Here is a 20,817-nt window from a genome sequence, read left to right as displayed (position 1 = left end):
ATTTTAGACATTAATACTATTCTCAAACTTTTCTAAATTATTCAATAGACATATAGCAGATTCATAAGTTTCAGTAATTAATTCATTTGGCTCTTGGGGAGTATCTATCAAATTATCTGCTAGAGAGCGGAGAGAGCTAAGGATGAGATTAAGAGAAGTTCTAAACTCAATGGATAGATGATTAAAGCTTTGATAATAGTCGCTTAGAATATTTTGATTTTGGTCAGAGATTGAGAGAATTTGCCCCTTGATTTGTAAGTTAATCACATCTTCAAAAATATCAATTGTGTTGAGAATTCTCCAGGCTGATTTGTAAGAGTCTTCAATTAGTTTGTGCCGTTCTTGAGAATCGTCTCCCAGATCATCAAGTAATAAGTACAGAAACCCAATCATTGAGTTTAACTGTGTCCGAATTTCGTGAGAGATGCGGAGCGAGCTTTGATTGTGTTTAGTAGCGGCTTCAGGACGATCAACAAATTTCTTTGAGTTTAGGCGCATTGCCTTAATAATTTTTGTCTGAATCAAGTTTTTATTAGGGCGATCGCTAAATTGCATGGAGTACAAGCGTGAGTAGTAAGCACCTTTTTGTAAAAGTTCTTCATGGGTTCCCACTTCTACCACCTGTCCTTGATCTAACACAGCTATTTGATCGGCTTTTTGGACTGTGGAAAGGCGGTGAGCAATTACTAGGGTGGTGCGATCGCGACTAAGATCGTCAAGTGCAGATTGTACTAAACGTTCCGAAACGGTATCTAAAGCGCTGGTGGCTTCATCTAAAATCAGAATTTCGGGATTTTGGAGGAGGGCGCGGGCGATCGCTAATCTTTGCCTTTGTCCACCAGATAACATTACCCCGCGATCGCCAATTAGGGTGTCAAATCCTTGAGGCAATTTGCTAATAAACTCATAAGCATTTGCCCGCTTTGCTGCTGTCACAATCTCATCATCAGTAGCCTCTGCTCGCCCATAAGCGATGTTATTTTGCACCGAGTCATTAAAAAGAAAGGTATCTTGACTGACAATCCCCATCCGCTTCCGTAGGGATACTAGATCGAACTCCCGCAAATCGATGCCGTCAATGGTAATACTGCCAGCGATCGGGTCATAAAATCTAGGTAAAAGGTCTGCCAAAGTAGATTTACCAGCCCCAGAACCGCCTACCAATGCTAAGGTCGTACCACGCGGTAAATATAAATTTACATCTTTGAGTACCAACTTTTCATGACCAGGGTAGGCAAAGCAAAGAGAATTAAAAGACACTCCTTCTTCTAATTTTGTGTAGGGAAGCTTACCTTTGTCCATGAACGGCTTATCGTGCAAGCTCAAAAAGTCATTTGTAACATCCACACTGGCGGCGGTACTGGCAAAGTTGCTGCGAATAGTATTTAACTGAGAAATCAATGGCAGCACTCGCAGCAGCACTAACAAATATGTCAAAAGTACGGTAGAAAGAGAAGAAACCTGTTGAGCAAAGAAGGTTTTGCTCAAAAGTACAATCAGCAGTAAAGCTGTAATCCCCATTACCTCACTTAGAGGTGTAATGGCTTCCGAATTAACTTGAGATTGGAAATCTGCTAATTCGCGATCGCGAATTAGTTTTTTAATCCGTTGATATTCTTTTTCTTCATTTCCCGTCGCTTTTACCAATCGAATTCCGTTCAGGGTTTCGAGTACGGAGACTGAATATGCTCTAGACATCTCACTCAGCTGCTTCCCAAAAGTTCTCGATCGGGAAATGGCATACTGATTTACTAATGTCACCAACGATAGCAAAAGCGTAGCAGCAATTGTCAACTGCCAAGAAATTGACAGCAATATACTGACAAAAACTAAAATTGTGATTGCCAGGATAGCTATCTTTACAGTACTACCTATAGAACTTGCAGACCGACCAATTTCTCCACCAAGACGGTTGATTAAATCACCAACCTTCGTTTTGGCATAATAATCTATATCAATTTCTAATAATAGCTTTAACCCAGTTTCGCGCATATCTGATGTTAGCTTTCGGGTTAAAGAACTCGATGCTAAGGAACTGGCATAAGTAGCTAAATTCTTTAAAAGAATGGTGAAGATAATCGCCCCAGCCATTACTCCTATCCGGTAAGGTTCTGGAGTATTGTCAAAGGGAGATATCAAGTTTTTTAGGATCGGAGGAGCAGTACTTAAATCTACTTCTTGTCCCACGATTTTTAAAACCACTGGCACAATTAAAGCGGTGCTAATCCCATTAAATAAAGCTCCAGAAAATCCTAACAATATTGTCAGCAGAATCAAACCTGGATAGGGTCTAGCGAATCGTAGTAGTAGTTTTCTGGTAGACATTGGGTATTTTTATACAATTTTCACTTATTAATATTATTCACACATTACTTACCAAACTTGCTAATATCAAATATCCCAACAAAAGAGGCAGTTATTGCTGGAAGAATATTGCCCTATCACAAGGGGAGATTACAAGAGCGATTTTTTTCCTGCCGCCATCAAAGTGATCTTGTGGTTTGAGTCCCTCACAACTTCTGCGTGGACTCAATTTATCCAAGATTGAATCCCCGACTTAAAAGTTCCTCCACCTCCCGCTTTCTTCAATGTCTTCCGCTCCATTCCATATTAATATTTACAATCGAGAGATTACCGACTTTAATACAGAAGCCATCGCCTCTATACTATAGTGTTCTACACATCTTTTTCTTGCCTTGATACCTTGCTGGTTTGCTGACTCTAAATTCTGAAAAATAAATTGAATCTGTTCAGCAATCTGTTCAGGACAAGCAGGCTCGACTAAATAACCAGTATCACCTAAAATTTGGGGTATATCTCCAACCCGCGTTGATAATACAGGTTTAGCCATTGCCATTCCATCTGTCAACTTCAGGGGAAATTGAGCGCGAGTTTCTGGAGTATCTCGTTGGGGAACAACTACAATGTGAGCAGCTGCAACTAAGTCAGGCATCACATCAGCTGGATATTTTGGTAATTTAATAATCCAGCGTCCCCACTTTTGTTGAAGTTGCTGATCGTAATCATCATAAGGACTGCCACCTACAATTACTAATCTTAAGTCTGGTTGATTTATTTTATCGAGCGCGATGAGAACATCTTCTAGACCTTTGTAGGGTCTTGGCGCACCGGGAAACATTAAAATACGATATTCAGATAAACCATAACGATTTCTGCTGGACTCAGCATCATATCGAGCAGGATCAAATAAAGCAGTATCCTTACCATTGGGAACAAATGTACCCCCAAAACGCTGCTGCAAAAATTTAGTATGCACCGTCACCGCATCAGCGCTATTTACCAAACCTTCCATCCATTTCACATACAAAGGATGATAAGGATTCCTGAGTGCGCCGTCTGATTTCAAAAAGTCTCTGGCTAATTGTTTGGGTGTGAAACGATAATGCCAGTCATCGCCACCATACCAACTGAGTTCCCAATCATCTATATCTAAAATTAATGCTTTTTGGCTAAATATTTTCTTTATTAGGGCAACTCCAAAACTCGCTATTTGTGGTTTTATTGCATAAATTATATCTCCATTAATTTTTGGTAAAAATTTGTGAATTTCTCCAAAAAAATCTGGAAAATTTTTACCCGGTAAATTATAAACGTTTAATTCTGATGGTAAATTTCGATATAAGTTATTTCCAAATAAAAACCCCATAATTTCAACTTCATATTCTAAATTTCTGAGGGCTGTTGCTATCAAGTATGCACGCAAAATAGCTGCACTTGATAAATCTGAAACCAACAGCGATATCTTGGAAAAATTTTTCACTGTTTTTATACTTAATTTTTATTTAATACGCCAAGGATTTGTAACTTGATTCGGTAAAAATACTTTAGCGAATCTGTCAAAAACCCTTGTATATAAGGAACGACTAATATCTTTAGCATATTGAGGTCGATAAGGATAGGTACAGTGAAGAACTTTAATTGTATCCTGAATATCATAAGCATCCTGCCACTTGCTGAGATAATTATAGGTTGGTGGTAAGATTTTTTTATGAGGGCGTACAGATGCGATCGCAGAAGCAAAAGCCCCTTGATCTTTTAAAAGTAATTTATCTTGGTTATTTTTGACAATCTCAAAATAACGTTGAAATTCGTCAAAAAATATCTTGGTTACTTCTGTTTTCCGAAAAGCCATAAAACCGCCATTATACTGCACACTATCTGCTTGTAATGGTAATCCTACCGATTGCAAAATTGGCAGAACATTTGGCAAAAGGTCTTCTTGTTTACCACGTAATAAGTTTGTAGCTTTAAGAATAGAAGGTTGCACATCTTCTGTTAGTAAAAACTCATATTCATCTAAATAGTCAAATACATCATTGATATTTGTAAGTAAACAAATATCTGAATCTAGGTAAATGGTTTTATCAAATTCAGAAGCATCATATAAAGCCAATTTTGCTTGCCGCGATGCTAAAACAGTATTTTCATTTGCAGGTGCTGGTTTTAAAATTACATTTTTGAATGCCTTTAGCAAAGGATAAAGAATTATTGGAACTTGATCAATTAAAATAACGATCGGCTCTTGATGAAACTTTCTCACCGCCGCTAAAAAATGAATGCAATCTTGAAAAGAGTAAAGCCCAGTTAGAATTGTAATAAACCCTTTAGTTGGTGTTGACATAAATCAAATGAACAATTTTTGTTGACTTTGGAAATTAGATACGTATTTATTTTCAGAAAATCTTACTCTAGTTTGAGTTATAGCGAAATTCGATAGAGTAGAGATCGGCAAAATATGAACTTGAATACTGATTATGTTTAAGTAAAAAAATATTAAAATAAATTTAACTTTATATTTATAGCTATTCCCAGAGAAGTTTCACTGATAAATTCATCTGAATTTTACTTTATTTAAGTATAATTACCGTGTAAATACAGTTGTACAATATCATGGTTAATATTGCACTACAGCTATAATAAAGAAAGTATAAACACTTAATCTAGCTTGTGAATGTAGCACTATCATTCACTGGAATCTAGGATTGCTACTCAATACCAAACATTTATCCAAACATTTATGTTGTAAGGGAGGCAGAGGTAATGCAGGTAATCCGTCTGGAAGCACTCTCAGACAACTACATATTCTTGTTACATGACAACAAACACAATATCGCGGCTGTTATCGATCCAGCAGAGGCTCAACCAGTATTAAAGAAACTGGCAGAGTTAAAAGCTGAGTTGGTAGCAATTTTTAACACGCACCATCATAACGATCATGTAGGTGGTAATAAGCAATTAATCGAACATTTTCCCCAACTGATAGTTTATGGAGGAGCCAAGGATCGTGGTAGAATTCCCGGACAACAGGTATTTTTGCAACAAGGCGATCGCGTCCAGTTTGCAGACCGCATAGCTGAAGTTATCTTCGTTCCCGGACATACCCGCGCTCACATCGCTTACTACTTTCCGCCTGAAAAAGCTGGTGATACAGGCGATTTATTTTGTGGTGATACCTTATTTTCTGGTGGTTGCGGTCGCTTGTTTGAAGGAACACCAACGCAAATGGTAGACTCTTTAAGCAAACTGCGCTCTCTACCGGATGATACACATATTTGGTGTGCCCACGAATACACCTTAAAAAATCTGCAATTTGCCTTAACTGTGGATGGCAACAACGCCGACTTGCAAAGACGCTTCAATGAAGTGAAAGCTTACCGTAGTCTAGGAGAAGCTACCATCCCCTCGCTACTGGGAGTGGAGAAGCGTACCAATCCCTTTTTACGTTGGGATCAGCCATCATTACAATCAACTGTTAAGAGTAGCGATGGAGTGCAAACCTTTGCCCGCATACGGGAAATGAAAAATAACTTTTAGGAATTGGGCATTGGGCATTGGTAATTACCTATCTCCCTCATCTCCCCATTCCCCACTCCCTGAACTTTCTAGTGGGAATAGTTGCGATCGCACCCTTCCTTTCGCTACGATCTGTAAGCTTTAGGGTGTAGGCAAAGAAGCTTGGAATACAGCAGTGACATTGTGAGCTATCAAGCCTTACCCAAATTAATCAGATTTTACAGGAAAAACGATGGCGAAACGCGTACAGTTAGTTTTAAATCAGGATATCAGCAAGCTGGGGAAATCTGGCGACTTAGTGGAAGTAGCTCCTGGCTACGCTCGTAATTATCTGATTCCCCAGAAATTGGCAACTAATGCCACTCCTGGTATTCTCAAGCAAGTAGAACGCCGTCGTGAACAAGAGCGTCAACGGCAATTAGAACTCAGACAACAAGCTCTTGAACAAAAAGAATCTCTTGAAAAAGTTGGTAGCTTGACAATTGCCAAGCAAGTTGGTGAAAATGAAGCAATTTTTGGTACTATCACCACCCAAGATGTTGCAGATGCAATTAAAGCAGCCACAGGTCAAGAAGTTGATCGGCGTGGAATTACCATCCCCGATATTAACCACCTTGGTACTTATCAAGCTGAAATCAAGCTGTATTCTGATGTAGCGGCACAAGTCGATATTCAAGTTGTGGCTAGTTAAGTTAGGCAGCAGGATGAGGGGATGGGGAGAATTACTCCTAACTCCTCACCGGACGCGGAGCGTCTTCGGCTCCGCTCAACACTCCTAACTCCCAACTAGTAAAATTATGAGTATGCCAAAACCCAGGTGCGACGAAGACGAAAACAAGTCACGTCATGCAGCAGCCGACGAGGATTGCTGTGAAGAAATGGCTGAAAAATATAGCTGGCAATTGGTTGATGTCGAAAAGACGGGAGACCCCATTCTTGAGGTCGATTGTGTGTTTGAAGGCTAAACCGAGTTTCCAAAATCCTATTACGACACTCAAAAGGAGCAAGACTAATGCGTAAATGGATCGTCTTTCGTGCTGAAAAGCGTCAACCAGGTTGGGAAGATCGGAAGTATGCTCACACGGGTTCTCTCACGAAAACCCTGTTTGAACACTACGATTGCTCAGACAAAGCATTGCCTGAACCTGGTTATCGTCCACCTGAATTTATTCGAGTCGATCAGTTTGCCGATCCCAGCTATCCAGAGTCAAAAACTCATTATCGTCACAGCGATTGGGAAGTGGTGAGAGTTGAAGCCTATACGCCTGAAGTTCCTGTTGGCATGGGCTTCGATATGGTTGTGATCTGTTACTGTAAGTACAACCCAATCAACGCACCCCTCAAGCCAATGCCAGAGCGTCAAGTCTCTGTTGATTCGTTTGGTGGAGATCAACAAGCCTACGAGCAATGGCTAGAGTCCCAAAAGCAGCCTGCTGAGGTGTAACAAACAAGCTCGATAAAAATATAAGCGATAAGTGAAACCCCGATCGCCAATCCAAAATCGCAAATATAAAATCGTTATATGGCTGAAGAACTGAGTTTTAAAGGCGATGGTAGCGATCGCCTCCCTCCACAAAATATTGAGGCCGAAGAAGCGATTTTGGGGGGTATTTTGCTAGATCCAGAAGCGATTAGTCGAGTTAGCGATCGCCTCCTTCCCGAAGCTTTTTACATTAGCGCTCACAAAGATATTTATCAAGCAGCTGTGAGGCTCCATGCCCAAGGTAAACCCACAGATTTGCTCTCAGTCACAAGTTGGCTGACTGACCATGAGATCCTTGCCCGCATAGGCGGCAGAAATAAATTAGCAACTCTGGTAGACCGCACAGTATCAGCCGTGAACATCGATGCCTTAGCAGGCTTGGTGATGGAAAAATACCTGCGGCGACAATTAATTAAAGCTGGCAATGAAATTGTACATCTTGGTTACGAGACAGAAACAGACTTACCAACTGTTTTAGATCAAGCAGAACAGAAAGTATTCAGTGTGACTCAAGAACGTCCCCAATCGGGTTTAGTTCACATTTCTGATACTTTAATTAATAATTTTCAGGATATTGAAGATCGAAATCAAGGCATCGCTTTACCTGGCATTCCTTGCGGATTTTACGATTTAGATGCCATGACCAGTGGCTTTCAACGTTCTGATTTAATTATTGTTGCTGGCAGGCCATCAATGGGAAAAACGGCCTTTTGCTTAAACCTTGCTCATAATATCGCCGCTTCTTATAAATTACCAGTTGCTTTCTTCAGCTTGGAAATGTCAAAAGAGCAATTGACGCAACGTTTATTAGCTAGCGAAGCACAAATTGAAAGTAGTTATCTGCGGACTGGCCGCCTTAGTCAAACACAGTGGGAACCTTTAAGCCGTGCTATTGGTATACTTTCAGAAATGCCAATTTATATTGACGACACGCCGAATATTACAGTTACCCAAATGCGTAGTCAGGCAAGAAGACTGCAAGCGGAAGTTGGAACTGAATTAGGATTAATTGTAATAGATTACTTGCAATTGATGGAAGGAGCAGGCGATAATCGAGTTCAAGAGTTATCAAAAATTACGCGTCAACTCAAAGGTTTAGCGCGGGAATTATCTGTACCAGTTATTGCTTTATCTCAGTTAAGTCGAGGGGTGGAAGCACGTACTAATAAGCGGCCGATGTTGTCAGATTTGAGAGAATCTGGTTCGATAGAACAAGACGCGGATTTAGTAATAATGTTGTACCGCGATGAATATTACTCTCCCGATACTCCCGATCGCGGCATTGCAGAAGTAATTATAGCTAAACACCGCAACGGGCCTACAGGGACTGCAAAACTTTTATTCAATCCACAGTTTACAAAGTTTCAAAATTTAAAAATTTGAATCGGGAATTGGGAATTGAGCATGGAAAAGAGACAAGGAAGAGGGTGGAGACAAGGAAAAGACTTAATTTTAATAATTCTCCCTCATCTCCCTCGTCCCCCTTGTCCCCCTTGTCCCCCTTGTCCCCCCATGCCCCATGCCCAATTTTTACTTAACTCCCAGCAATTCCACATCAAAAATTAGAGTTGCATTAGGTGGAATCACGCCACCAGCACCACGAGCGCCATAACCTAACTCAGATGGGATGATTAACTGACGACGACCGCCGACTTTAATTGTGCTAACTCCTTCGTCCCAACCTTTGATTACCTGTCCGATGCCAATTTTAAAGCTGAAGGGTTGGCCGCGATCGCGGGAACTATCAAACTTAGTACCATCTTCTAAAGTGCCGACATAGTGAACTTCAACCGTTTGTCCTGGTTGAGGAGTCGCCCCAGTCCCCTCTTTTAACTCGACATACTTTAATCCAGAAGGAGTAGTTACGACCTTATCATCAGGCGAAGGGGTGGTTACGGCATTAGCGTCAGACATAGTATTACTCGCAATTAAGATATCGTTTTCAGTTACAGTTGTGGCCGCTGGCGGCGTTTGAATCAACTGGTCAGCAATGGCAGTATTCTGTTTACTGCCTACTTGCCCCACAACCAAAAGCACAACACACACCAGCATGAACGCCACGCTGAGGAAAATTGGTTTCAAAATCAGTTCTCCTTACTTAAGTATCCTGGCAAAAAGATTACCAATAGGACACAATTAGTTTAAATCAGAAAGGACATCTTAACGCCAAAGCTTATTTTCCAAATCGCGCAATTGCCGCTCTAAACGGTCAATTCTACCCCGTAGTTCGTCCACTTCCGACTGTCGAGCTACCCCTAAATCTTGCATCATATTTCGCATTTGCCGTTGCATTTGCACATCCCAGTTTCCCTGCTCCGACTTTAACTGCTGGGCAATATCATCTATAACTGCCTTAGCTTGCTCAGGATTGAGCTTACCATCTTTAACCAAGTCATCGCTGACTTGGCGCAGTTTTTCTGCTACTAAAGACGTTGTGCCAAGACCCATCATCATTAGCTGTTGTAACCAGTTGCTGTTATCCATATTCCCTTCTTGTTACTTGTGTCAAACCAGCTGACCCTTGCGCCTAAGTGTAGGCAATCAAGCTATGCCAAAAGCGTAGTTCTTCTAGCCTACATCTCTATTTTGGCAAATTAGCAAACACAGGATCGTAGGGTGTGATTATAGAACTACTCAAGTTTCAGGTTGCCCCGCATTTAAGGGAAAATTTTATCCAGAAGGACACGCAAATTTGAACAATAGCGCTGGCTGAATATCCTGGGCTTCTCGGTAAAGAGGTCTGGATCAACCTCAATGATCCTACATAAGTTAACTGAGTTCGACGGCTCATTTAGTAACCGCCTAATTAGTGTAAATATTGAAACCTCTCCCTGGTTTTACTACGCAAAACCGTCCCTCTCCGAGTCGGAGAGGGAAAGACTTGAACGCAAGTTTAAGGCAGGGAGAGGTTTATCGGACTCACGTTAAGTTATACCGAACAGTCTCTCAATTAAGCATAGACGTGGTTTAGTTAAATTTGTGAACGCCATTTCTGAAAGGCAATCTCGTAATCCTCTGATTTACTCTGATAAACGCTCCACCAATGAAAAAATAATCCTAACCCCCATCCTAATGCTGGGAAAATAGCCCAAAAATAACTAGGACTAGTGATTAAATTCAAGAGAATGAGGAATAAATTCACTGCCAGGAAGGAAACAAAATGCCCCCAAAAAGCTCTGCGTCGGAAAGTATTAAATGTGTGTCGTGACCGTTCCTCTTCTTGTTGAACTAACCACTTTTTTTCAGTTTTTTCCAAAACATCAGAAGAAATACCTAACTCAGATGCCATTTCTATAAGCTGTTCTCGTGAAAATTCACCTTCCTGTTTCCGAGTGAGTGCTATTTCAAGGATTTTTTGCACATCTTCTGAATCGTAAGTCATTTTAACTACCTTATAAGTTTGTGTGTAAATGCGCTTTTGATTTTACGAAGTTTTCAATAGGCTTCGTTCAATTCAGTTAGCGAACGCCTCCACATTTTGCACCCAATACTTAGTGACATTCACAACCTTATTATTTTCTCACAACTGATTTAGGGCTACTGTATTTGTCAATACCTAAACCCTTATTCTCGCGTAGGGGCAATTCATTAATTGCCCCTACAACGTATAGTTTTGCGTTGATAAAAGAGGAGTAAAACCAAGTGTCTTAACAAGACTTGAGGCTTAAGCCTCCTATTAAGAGTTAATGCTTAAGCCCCAAATCTTGTTATTTAAAATCTAAAATTCAGCGAACGAAAATATATCTTTAATCAAGAAGCGAGAGTATCAAATTCGGTGATTCAGAGATTCACAGAAGTGTAGATATCATCCGAGTTTGCATTTAGGTAAGGACGTTGCAATTCAATTTCCCATAATGAGAAATGCCGCAGAATTGCTGCTATCCTATCTTCTGGGGTATCATTTCCTAGATGCCAAGCCTCAAGCAAACCATTAGCAACAATTTGGCAACGGTGTGTACCAAAACTTTCTTGGTCGCCAAATTTCCGGTCTGGTTCTTCAGCGATCGCTAACCCTGGTGCTATAAGCTTGGTAAATAAAGGTACTTGCTCCTGAAAATGCACTTGATTTTCTCTATATATCCTCTCTAAGACTGGGCGAACAAGTTCATAGTCCTTTTTGTCAAAATAAAGCACTGCTGAGTCGTAACGCCCATAATCAGAAGGGTTGTACAATGCTTTAAATGAGAAGGCAATGGATATAGCATTGAGTTGGCTAGTCAAATCGTTCATGACTGCAACTGAGCCTTCAGGGGTCAAATTGAAGTAGACACGTACCAGAGTTTGATAATTTCGAGCCATAGCTGCATTAGCAATTCCCATATAAAATCCGTTTTGTACCAGATTCTTAGGCATTTTGATTGCTATTGAGTCGCCGATATTAGCAGCTTGTTGTAAGCTATCGGGTTCAATGTGCAGCCTCAAACCGTTTTTATGCACCACCAAACTACCATCTATGTCTTCTTTTAGAACCAGCCAACCATCATTCCAGTAGCCTACACCTCTGTTATTTTCATGCAAGCGATCGTAAAAAGCTATATCTACGCCAAATAGTGTATTGTTTTCGAGATTTTGGTTCAAAGCCAAATTCGTTGCTTCTGTATTGGATGACGAAAGACTTTTCGATGAGCCGTTGTAGTAGAAGGCGTAAAGTAAACTACGTAATTGATAACTCAAAAACTTATTTTGAAAATCTAAAGATAATTGCTGAAAGTTAGAGACTATTGATTCTGGTACTTCCATCGGGCCAAAGTCTGGATGTCTAATACAATGGTGAGACTCGATTTCAACCTTATGAACGATATCGTCTAGTGATGTCTGCAATGACTCTGGAATATCTGACAGTTGATTTGCCAGCGAATCTAATAGTTGCATAAAAACTTGCCTGTCAATAATGTGGAGAGATAGGGACAGACAAACAAAAAATGTTTGCGTCCCCTTGTTGACTTGGAATTTATTTTGAAGCGGGAGATAAGTTAATGGGAAATAGGTCTGATGCATCTACACCAAAAATTGTTGGTATCGATGCTTCTGGACGGCATAATAAACTCTTAGCAACCTGGAGTATGCATATACCTTTATTACCAAAAGTTTTTTCGTGCTGGAGTTTGGCTTGAATAGATTTAATCAAAGCAAAACCGCAAAACTGCATAACTCTCTGTAAAAAATCAGGACGATGTTCTACAATTTCGGGGAAAACAGAGAGATAAGCAGTCACCAACTCTCTAATGGAAGGTTGCAGCAAATGTAGAGGAGTTGTTGCTAGACGTAAAGACTCTTGAATCGCCATTGTTTTACTAGTAATCATGCTGTATAGCCAAAGTTGTAGGTAGCTGGCTATCAGCATTCCTAAATCACTAGCTGGATCTCCCCAAGCGCCACGTTCCCAATCAATCAATCGAATAATACTCTCATCTGAGGGCGATTCATTAAAAGCGGCTTCTTCCCAATTCAGGGAGAGGAGAATATTGTTTAGCTTCAGATCGTTATGGGTTAAACAACAGGGGATGAAGGCATGACTCAACTCTGCGATCGCTTCTCCTAAACTATCATAACGTTGATAAAGAGACAAAAATTTCAGTCCATCGGTAGGCAACTTGCCAAAAACTGCTGGGGAAACTCTATCCATTCCAAGATTCAGGTTAGGAGTTCCTTGGCCGAATATATTCTTATTTTGGAAAAACTCTTGATACTCTTGACGGTCAATGGATAGGCGATGGATTGATGCAATGGTAGTTCCAACTACCGTTGCAATCTCTATAGGGAATAGATTTAAATTCCTTTCCACATAAAAATCCATCAAATCCCGATAATTTGTTAGATAATTGAAAACAATGATTGAATTTTCAGCATCAAAATGTAGTGCTTCTGAAAAATATGAGCGAATATTGTTTAGTTCTGGGAAGGTTTGCAAAAAGTTATGAACTCGCCATTCTTTTAAAAACTCGCCAGCAGTCTTTCCCTCTCGTTTGTGAGGCTCTTGCTTAATTAGGAGTTTCCGCTCATCTGGTAAGCTGATTAATAAGTTAAAGTTTTTAGCAGGTTTTAGCTCGATTTTGCTTAAAGACTTTTCATTTTGAGTACATAACCCTTGAAGAATCAGATAATCAAAAGCATTTTGAGAACTCAATACAAATGATGTCATAGCTTCACAACCGTATCAATATTAACAACTACAACTTCTTACATAGTTAATGTTTTTAATAGATCAACAACCTATTATATCTACTAACTATATGTGGATTCTCATACAATACCTAATATTTTCGATTGTATAAATCAATAAAATGTTAAAACAACTCCAGGAAGGTTTAACCTTTTAAATCAATGCACTATTAAGTATTGAATGATTCTGCTAACTCTGCAACTTCATGGATAGTAAATGCCAACAACGCAAAATGAAGATTTTTCACACCATAGTTAAGAATCTGAGCAAGAGCATCATCTGCACCAGCATATATAGATATGTAATCTAGGTTGCTAATGTCTATGAGTAAACCTTCTGAATCATCGGAATGCAGATCAGAAATGGTAATTTTTGACATGGATTTAAATTCCCGAAAACATTGATCAATTAGTCAAGGTGAGCATAATCAAGCATCAATTACTTAATAATCTCACTCGGAGTCAGGAAAAAATTAATAAAATTGATCAACTGCTATACTTTATATTGATGAAGCTGTAAATTGCTTAATCCGATCGGCTATCCTGATTTTTGGTAATCAAGAAAGCTGATTATTAATCATATCGGTTTATTCAAAGCTATTCATTACAGCAGAATTTGGCAGCGATTAAGCTAGGGATTGCTTAATCGCTAATTCAAAAAGTTCCACAGAGCAATGTAGCTCAGTACTCAATTAAAAGTGAGTATCTGTGTCGCTAAATGACTTGACAATGTGTGCGGTCAAGCTAGCTCCAAAGCCTAACAATGCGAACTCTTGTCCTTTAATGCCATAAGCTAAAAGTGGCTCTATGCCATGAGAAACGCTGGAAATCTCATAACTACCACCATAAACAGTAATGGAATCTACATTGTTCAGGTCGTTGAGGAAGCTTTCAGAATCTTGGAACAGTTCAGAACCAATGGTATTTAGTTCTGAAAGAGCGATACTCGCCATAATTTTCTCCTAAAATAATTGTCACAATTGAGCAGACTTAGGCAGCGATTAAGCTGAGTATTGCTTAATCGCTAATTCAAAAAGTTCCACAGAGCAATGTAGCTCAGTAGTCAATTAAAGGTTAGTATCTGTGTCGCTAAATGACTTGACGATGTGTGCAGTCAAGCTAGCTCCAAAGCCTAACAATGCGAACTCTTGTCCCTTAGCACCATAAGCTAAAAGTGGCTTTATACCTTCGGCAACATCGGAAACTCCACCTGCATTGCCACCACCATAAATAGTGATGGAATCTACATTGTTTAGGTCGTTGAGGAAGCTTTCAGAATCTTGGAACAGTTCAGAACCAATGGTATTTAGTTCTGAAAGAGCGATACTTGCCATAATTTTCTCCTAAAATAATTGTCACAATTTAGCAGATTTGGCAGCGATTAAGCTGCGTATTGCTTAATCGCTAATTCAAAAAGTTCTACAGAGGAATATTGCTCAGTAGTCAATTACAAGAAAGTATCAGAGTCGCTAAATGACTTGACGATGTGTGCAGTCAAGCTAGCTCCGAAGCCTAACAATGCGAACTCTTGTCCTTTAATGCCGTACCGTAAGAGTGGCTCGATACCGTCGGCAACATTGGAAACTTCACCTTCATCACCACCACCATAAATAGTGATGGAATCTACATTGTTTAGGTCGTTGAGGAAGCTTTCAGAATCTTGGAACAGTTCAGAACCAGTGGTATTTAGTTGCGAAAGAGCGATACTTGCCATAATTTTCTCCTAAAATAATTGTCACATTTCAACAGACTTAGGCAGCGATTAAGCAATACGCAGCTTAATCGCTAATTCAAAAAGTTCTACAGAGGAATATTGCTCAGTAGTCAATTACAAGAAAGTATCAGAGTCGCTAAATGACTTGACGATGTGTGCAGTCAAGCTAGCTCCGAAGCCTAACAATGCGAACTCTTGTCCTTTAATGCCGTACCGTAAGAGTGGCTCGATACCGTCGGCAACATTGGAAACTTCACCTTCATCACCACCACCATAAATAGTGATGGAATCTACATTGTTTAGGTCGTTGAGGAAGCTTTCAGAATCTTGGAACAGTTCAGAACCAGTGGTATTTAGTTGCGAAAGAGCGATACTTGCCATAATTTTCTCCTAAAATAATTGTCACATTTCAACAGACTTAGGCAGCGATTAAGTTGTGTATTGCTTAACTGCTGATTCCATTTTTATTCATAAATTTTCTAAAAATCAAGCTTGTAATCCTGATTTATAAGACATAAATAAATAGGTTGCGTCTTTATTGATGGCTTTACTTTTATCGAACAGAATTCAGGAGTCAGGATGGGCTAAATGCACCGCTAGCGCTCACAGAATTAAGAATGAATTTTGAACCATATTTGAAGTCAATACAGTTCAGTTAAGCAATTTTATCTTCCTCTTGCTTCTCTCTCCGTGTCGCGCCAGTTGCTATAACGGGGGGAACCCCCGCAACGCACTGGCTTCTCTGCGCCTCTGCGGTTCGTTAAAAAAAATGACTTTGACAAAGAGTGCTAGCCTTAACTGAACCGGATTGTATTTAGAGTTATGTATTCAATCAATTGCAAAAATCTGTAAACAAAAATTGTGCGCCCTTAATTAATCTAAGAGCGCACGAGCCTAATGACTATAAAATTCTTATTGCTCACAATTATTGTAAACCAGTCAGTTGTTGTCGTAGGTCTACTATTTGCTGTTCTATGTTGCTTAACCAATCATTAACAGTCTCTTTGATATTGTCTGTTGAAATCGTGCCAGAAGTATCTTCATCGTCTCTTCTCGATCTTCTTCTTCTCCCACCCTCTACAGTTCTCATTTCCCAATCGGTTAGTTCAGTGAGTAGATTTACGTCACTATTAGGATGCAGGTTCGATATTACGATCATGACTATTGATGTACCTCACAAAATCTAGTGATAGATATTAATTGATCTAGTCTGAGATCACATTAAGCTACAAATCCAGACTCCATCACTTGTATTTTGCAATAAAATCTTAGTTATTTAACTTTGTAAGGCTAATTTTCAAGACATAATTAAAGGAGTTTCGTCTTTAAAAGAGATGATTTATATTCTGATCTTGTTTGTCTTTCTAAATTAGTAAAGACGCGATAAATCGCTAAATTAGTAAAGACGCGATTTATCGCGTCTCTACTTATGGTTACGATCGCAATTTGGATTAATTTTTCGCCTGTGGTTGCGAACCAGGAATGGTTACATCTATTGGTGTCACCTTTGCTGCTAGCTGCGTTAATGGCGGTTGAATGGCGGTTTGATTCCCCACCACTAAAGTCACGATCTTTTCTGGCTTGAGGTATTCTCGTGCTACCCGTTGCACATCAGCAGCTGTGGTGGCGGCGACGGCTTTTTGATAGCGAAAGAGAAAATCGGCAGGATAGCCGTAATATTCGTATCGCATCAACCGTGATAAGGTTTGGCTGGGGTCTTGAAAGTTGAATACAAAGGAGTTGAGTGTAGACTCTTTCGCAAAAGCCAGTTCTTTTGCTGTCACTCTTTGAGTTTGAATGCGCTTGATTTCAGCTTGTAAGGCTTTGACAAACTGCACAGTAGCATCCGATCGCGTTTGTCCACCAGCAATAAACATGCCAGGATAGTCGTAACGGGGACTCCACTGACCATAAACAGAGTAAGCTAAACCTTGACGCGATCGCACTTCATTAAATAAGCGTCCACCAAATCCATTTAACACCCCATTCAATACATCCAGCGCCGCATAATCGGGACTGTCAAACCGTCCGCCTAAATGGCCCAGAAGCACACTACTTTGAGTTAGTTGTGGCTGATTGACAAAAAAGACTCCACCTGTGTTAGCTGACGAAACTGATGGTAATTTGGGTTTAGCAACACCTGGGTTGCGATTCCAGTCGCCAAACTTAGCTTGAATCAGCGATCGCATTTTCTTAGAGTCAAAATCCCCCACAATCCCCAAAATTATATTATTGGGGTGGAAATATTGCTGATAAAAATTGAGCAAATCCTCACGCTCAACCCGATCCACCGTTGCATACTCGATCGTGCGAGAGTATGGACTATCTTTCCCATAGATCAACTTCTTAAATTCTCGACTAGCAATCCCATCTGGATTATCATTGCGACGGGCAATGCCACCTTTCGCTTGCGTCTTAGCCAAGTCTAGCTTTTCTTGAGCAAAAGCTGGCGATCGCAGCACCTCAGCAAATAGCCCAAACACCGTTTCTAAATCTTCACTCAGCGCATCAAAGCTAGCACTACCAGAACCTTCACCAATACTAGCTTCTACAGATGCCGCCCGTTGTTCCAACATCTCATTGAGTTCATCAGCCGAATGTTGCTTAGTTCCCCCAGTTCGCATCACTCCGCCTGTAAAACCCGCTAATCCAACTTTCTCCATTGGTTCCAAGCGATTTCCCGTCCGCACAAACGCCGTCCCATTCACCAACGGCAATTCGTGATCCTCCATCAAATAGACAACCAAGCCATTTTGGAGAACAAACCGCTCATATTTCGGTATCTTAATCTCCGGTAGCGCTGGCAACTGCAACTCACTATAATGCTTTGCCTCAGCCGTCGCCGCCAGAGAAAAATTACAAGTTAAAAGTAAACACGTAAAAACAGCAACCAAAGCATAAATCAGCCTCTGACTCTTTTGAATTTTGAATTGTTTACCCTTCACCTTAGACCTCTGCATATCTTTTCTTCCTTTGCGCCCTTGGCGACTTGGTGAATCAGCGCTGTAGGCGGGTTTCCCGCCGTAGGCGACTGTGAACCCGGAGGGCGGTTCGTTTCTCTTATCCTTCCTTCGACAACAACTTCCCAATCGTGCGATTTCTCGGAGTAAACGCCTCCTTTGCCACTCGCACAATATCAACCGTCGTCACCGCCGAAATATCATCCAACTGCTTAAACAAATTCCGCCAAGAGCCAGTTTTCACCTCATACTCCAACAATTGTTGAGCCATCCCCATATTTGAATCAAGGGTACGCAACAAACCCGCCCGCGCTTGAGTTTTCACCCGTTCCAAATCAACCGCCGCTACAGGTTCAGTTTTTAATTTGTCAATTTCTTGACGCAAAGCCACCGCCACTTCATCAACTGTATGACCAGGAGCCGTGAGAGCATAGAAAAATATCAGATTTGGGTACTTATCTCCGGGAAATCCACTGTAACCTTGAGCATTTAGCGCCAAACGCTGTTTTTCTACCAAAGACTTATACAACCGCGACGTGCGCCCATCACTTAATAAACTGCCAATGATTTCATAGATTGCATTATCTGGATGAGTAACTGCCGGACGATGATAACCTTCTAAATACCAGGGTTGAGAAGGTAATTGTAAAGTAACTTCTTGTGTTTGTTTTTGTGGCGGTTCCACTGGGATTTGTTCAACAGCTTTAGTTTTTGCTTTATAGCGGCCAAAATAAGTTTGAGCTAATTTTTTCACCTCAGCCGGGTTAACATCTCCGACAATAGCGATCGCTAAATTGCTTGGTACATAGTGAGTATCAAAGAAATTCTGGACATCATCTGGTGTCAGATTGCGAATATCTTGGTCATAACCAATCACCGGACGCTTGTAGGGATGGACTTTGTAAGCAGTATCGATAAACTTTTCCACCATTTGTCCAATAGGTGAATTCTCCACCCGCATCCGTCGTTCTTCTAAAATTACATCTTTCTCTTTATAAAACTCACGACGAATTACCGGATCGAGAAATCGTTCCGACTCCAACGACATCCAAAGTTCCAGCTTATTGGCAGGAAAACTGTAAAAATAACGGGTAGCTTCGGTTGAAGTATTGGCATTTAAACCCACACCTCCCGCTTGTTCCACAATTTGTCCCAGTTCATTTTGCTTGACTAGTTTACCTGCTTGTGATTCTACTTGCTTAAACTCAGTTTCTAATCGAGCAACCTCGTCTTTTTTGCCATCGGCTTTCGCTGTTTTAATTTGAGTATCTAACTGCTGCAATCGCTCAAGTAAAGGTTTTTCTGCTTTGTAGTCTTGTGTACCAATGCGCGTTGTACCTTTAAACGCCAAATGTTCCAGAAAGTGAGCTACACCAGTTTTACCATCTGGCTCATCGACACCGCCGACATTTGCATAAGTAAGAAAGGAAACCACAGGCGCTTGATGTCGTTCTAAGACAAGGAATTTTAGACCATTGTCAAGGCGAAACTCCGTTAACTGTTTAATGACTCGATCCAGATAAGGTTGGATCGAACTTTGAACTGGTGAAGTTTGAATTTTAGCTCCTTGAGGAGGTGCAGTTTGAGTTTGAGCCAGAGCAATTTCTGGTAGCAATCCCCACGAGAAAACGATCAAAGCCAACAAAGAGACAAACAACCGCCGCAAGATGACAGATACAGAAGTTACACATAAGAGATCCCCCAACCCCCTTAAAAAGGGGGCTTTTGAGATCCCCCCCTTTTTAAGGGGGGTTAGGGGGGATCTAAGTTTCAGGCTTTGAGTGCGTAAGTCCTGCAAAATCCCCAATCTAAAATCCAAAATTGACCGACTGATCTGGTTCATAAGCAAAAATTAGGATAAAGTTACACTACCTGAGAAACAAGATACTTAACAAAAGAACGTTAATGTTGTATTAAGCTTGTTAGGCTTTTTTACTTGACGTTAGACAATAATGCTACAAATCGTGTTCCGCAAATCTCACCATAACTGTTATGCGAGTTTTTAATTCTTCTCCACCCTCAGAGGCTCAGACGCGCACCCGGATTTTACAGGCAGCACAAAAGTTGTTCGCCTCTCAGGGATTTGACGGCACTACCACCCGTGATTTAGCGCAGGCGGCAGGTGTGGCTGAAGGCACGTTATTTCGTCATTTTTCCAATAAAAAAGCAATTTTAGTAGAAGTAGCCACAAGTGGCTGGGTGGAGATTTTAACCGATTTGCTGACAGAATTAAGTGAGATGGGCAGCTATAAAGCCGTAGCTCAGGTGATGCGTCGCCGGATGTGGAACTTTCAAAAAAATGCCGATTTGATGCGCGTTTGTTTTATGGAGGTGCAATTTCACCCCGATTTGCGCGATCGCATTCAATTAGAAGTCATTACCAAAATGACCGATGTCGGCGAAGCATTTTTTCAAACAGCAATGGATAAAGGTATTTATCGCAAAACGGACGCAAAGCTAGTTGCTAAAGTTTTCTTAGGAATGTTTGCGATCGCAGGTTTTTCTAACAACACCCTCATCGAACCTGACGCTTCCCCCCAACAAATGCAAGAAATGGCTGAAGGACTCGCTGATATCTTCCTTAATGGTGTCTTAGTCAAAGATTAGGGCATTGGGCATTGGCCAAACAGGGCATGAAGAAGAGACAAGGGAGACAAGGAAGAGGGGGGAGACAAGGAAGAGAC

The 20,817-nt window shown here is 40.7% G+C and carries 22 protein-coding genes and 1 pseudogene; 7 read left to right on the top strand and 16 right to left on the bottom strand.

All coding sequences use genetic code 11. From position 1 onward, the window contains the following. Positions 1-3: 3 nt before the first annotated feature. From HWQ36_RS32265 to HWQ36_RS32255, 3 genes are all read right to left on the bottom strand, one after another. The gene (locus HWQ36_RS32265) at positions 4-2,325 is read right to left on the bottom strand and encodes an ATP-binding cassette domain-containing protein (RefSeq protein ID WP_292710573.1); all 2,322 of its coding nucleotides are present in this window, start codon (positions 2,323-2,325) and stop codon (positions 4-6) included. 292 nt (positions 2,326-2,617) lie between these two features. After that, on the bottom strand, positions 2,618-3,781 hold the full coding sequence (locus tag HWQ36_RS32260; protein ID WP_292710570.1) for a glycosyltransferase family 4 protein: 1,164 nt from the start codon (positions 3,779-3,781) through the stop codon (positions 2,618-2,620). A gap of 18 nt (positions 3,782-3,799) precedes the next feature. After that, entirely contained in the window at positions 3,800-4,642 is an 843-nt protein-coding gene (locus HWQ36_RS32255) for a hypothetical protein (protein ID WP_292710567.1), read from the bottom strand. A 419-nt stretch (positions 4,643-5,061) separates the two neighbouring features. Here HWQ36_RS32255 and gloB point away from each other — a divergent pair, with 419 nt between their 5' ends. The 5 genes from gloB (at position 5,062) to dnaB (ending at position 8,680) form a co-directional block, all read left to right on the top strand. Continuing rightward, complete coding sequence (gloB, locus tag HWQ36_RS32250) at positions 5,062-5,835, top strand: hydroxyacylglutathione hydrolase (RefSeq protein ID WP_292710564.1); 774 nt, start codon at positions 5,062-5,064, stop codon at positions 5,833-5,835. Between the two features lie 211 nt (positions 5,836-6,046). Beyond that, on the top strand, positions 6,047-6,505 hold the full coding sequence (gene rplI / locus HWQ36_RS32245; protein WP_012409356.1) for a 50S ribosomal protein L9: 459 nt from the start codon (positions 6,047-6,049) through the stop codon (positions 6,503-6,505). A 106-nt stretch (positions 6,506-6,611) separates the two neighbouring features. Next, on the top strand, positions 6,612-6,779 hold the full coding sequence (locus tag HWQ36_RS32240) for a hypothetical protein (protein ID WP_292710561.1): 168 nt from the start codon (positions 6,612-6,614) through the stop codon (positions 6,777-6,779). 47 nt (positions 6,780-6,826) lie between these two features. Beyond that, positions 6,827-7,258 carry a hypothetical protein gene (locus HWQ36_RS32235; RefSeq protein ID WP_292710559.1) on the top strand — a complete coding sequence of 144 codons (432 nt, stop codon included), beginning with the start codon at positions 6,827-6,829 and terminating at the stop codon, positions 7,256-7,258. Positions 7,259-7,336: 78 nt separating this feature from the next. Beyond that, positions 7,337-8,680, top strand: coding sequence for a replicative DNA helicase (dnaB, locus tag HWQ36_RS32230; protein ID WP_292710556.1), 1,344 nt, complete (start codon positions 7,337-7,339; stop codon positions 8,678-8,680). A gap of 147 nt (positions 8,681-8,827) precedes the next feature. Here the strand turns inward: dnaB and HWQ36_RS32225 are convergent, their stop codons facing one another. Next, positions 8,828-9,379: an FKBP-type peptidyl-prolyl cis-trans isomerase gene (locus HWQ36_RS32225; protein ID WP_292710554.1), complete on the bottom strand. Its 552-nt coding sequence runs from the start codon at positions 9,377-9,379 to the stop codon at positions 8,828-8,830. A gap of 78 nt (positions 9,380-9,457) precedes the next feature. Then, entirely contained in the window at positions 9,458-9,781 is a 324-nt protein-coding gene (locus tag HWQ36_RS32220; RefSeq protein WP_292710551.1) for a phasin family protein, read from the bottom strand. Positions 9,782-9,915: 134 nt separating this feature from the next. On the opposite strand from HWQ36_RS32220, the pseudogene HWQ36_RS32215 reads away from it, so the two are divergent. Further along, positions 9,916-10,059 (top strand): annotated as a pseudogene (locus HWQ36_RS32215) (TIGR03792 family protein); the annotation flags it as partial. Between the two features lie 209 nt (positions 10,060-10,268). Here HWQ36_RS32215 and HWQ36_RS32210 read toward each other — a convergent pair. From HWQ36_RS32210 to HWQ36_RS32160, 11 genes are all read right to left on the bottom strand, one after another. Continuing rightward, the gene (locus HWQ36_RS32210) at positions 10,269-10,679 is read right to left on the bottom strand and encodes a 2TM domain-containing protein (RefSeq protein ID WP_292710549.1); all 411 of its coding nucleotides are present in this window, start codon (positions 10,677-10,679) and stop codon (positions 10,269-10,271) included. 398 nt (positions 10,680-11,077) lie between these two features. After that, complete coding sequence (locus HWQ36_RS32205; RefSeq protein ID WP_292710545.1) at positions 11,078-12,169, bottom strand: T3SS effector HopA1 family protein; 1,092 nt, start codon at positions 12,167-12,169, stop codon at positions 11,078-11,080. A gap of 79 nt (positions 12,170-12,248) precedes the next feature. Next, positions 12,249-13,439 carry a phosphotransferase gene (locus HWQ36_RS32200; RefSeq protein WP_292710541.1) on the bottom strand — a complete coding sequence of 397 codons (1,191 nt, stop codon included), beginning with the start codon at positions 13,437-13,439 and terminating at the stop codon, positions 12,249-12,251. 190 nt (positions 13,440-13,629) lie between these two features. After that, a complete protein-coding gene (locus tag HWQ36_RS32195) occupies positions 13,630-13,839 on the bottom strand; it encodes a hypothetical protein (RefSeq protein WP_292710539.1) in 210 nt (69 codons plus the stop codon). A gap of 312 nt (positions 13,840-14,151) precedes the next feature. Further along, a complete protein-coding gene (locus HWQ36_RS32190) occupies positions 14,152-14,412 on the bottom strand; it encodes a hypothetical protein (protein WP_292710536.1) in 261 nt (86 codons plus the stop codon). Positions 14,413-14,526: 114 nt separating this feature from the next. Then, entirely contained in the window at positions 14,527-14,793 is a 267-nt protein-coding gene (locus HWQ36_RS32185; RefSeq protein ID WP_292710533.1) for a hypothetical protein, read from the bottom strand. 113 nt (positions 14,794-14,906) lie between these two features. After that, the gene (locus HWQ36_RS32180) at positions 14,907-15,173 is read right to left on the bottom strand and encodes a hypothetical protein (RefSeq protein WP_292710531.1); all 267 of its coding nucleotides are present in this window, start codon (positions 15,171-15,173) and stop codon (positions 14,907-14,909) included. Positions 15,174-15,287: 114 nt separating this feature from the next. After that, positions 15,288-15,554 (bottom strand): hypothetical protein, encoded by a 267-nt coding sequence (locus HWQ36_RS32175; RefSeq protein ID WP_292710531.1) that lies wholly within the window; start codon positions 15,552-15,554, stop codon positions 15,288-15,290. A gap of 544 nt (positions 15,555-16,098) precedes the next feature. After that, on the bottom strand, positions 16,099-16,332 hold the full coding sequence (locus HWQ36_RS32170; RefSeq protein ID WP_292710529.1) for a hypothetical protein: 234 nt from the start codon (positions 16,330-16,332) through the stop codon (positions 16,099-16,101). A 292-nt stretch (positions 16,333-16,624) separates the two neighbouring features. Next, the gene (locus HWQ36_RS32165; RefSeq protein ID WP_292710526.1) at positions 16,625-18,133 is read right to left on the bottom strand and encodes a pitrilysin family protein; all 1,509 of its coding nucleotides are present in this window, start codon (positions 18,131-18,133) and stop codon (positions 16,625-16,627) included. Between the two features lie 100 nt (positions 18,134-18,233). After that, positions 18,234-19,802 carry a pitrilysin family protein gene (locus tag HWQ36_RS32160; protein WP_292710590.1) on the bottom strand — a complete coding sequence of 523 codons (1,569 nt, stop codon included), beginning with the start codon at positions 19,800-19,802 and terminating at the stop codon, positions 18,234-18,236. 323 nt (positions 19,803-20,125) lie between these two features. Here HWQ36_RS32160 and HWQ36_RS32155 point away from each other — a divergent pair, with 323 nt between their 5' ends. Further along, positions 20,126-20,740, top strand: a complete 615-nt coding sequence (locus tag HWQ36_RS32155) for a TetR/AcrR family transcriptional regulator (RefSeq protein ID WP_292710522.1) — start codon at positions 20,126-20,128, stop codon at positions 20,738-20,740. Positions 20,741-20,817: the final 77 nt, after the last annotated feature.

Source organism: Nostoc sp. NMS2 (assembly GCF_017115105.1).
Taxonomy (GTDB): Bacteria; Cyanobacteriota; Cyanobacteriia; order Cyanobacteriales; family Nostocaceae; genus Nostoc.
This window is presented reverse-complemented; position numbering and strand designations above follow the sequence as displayed.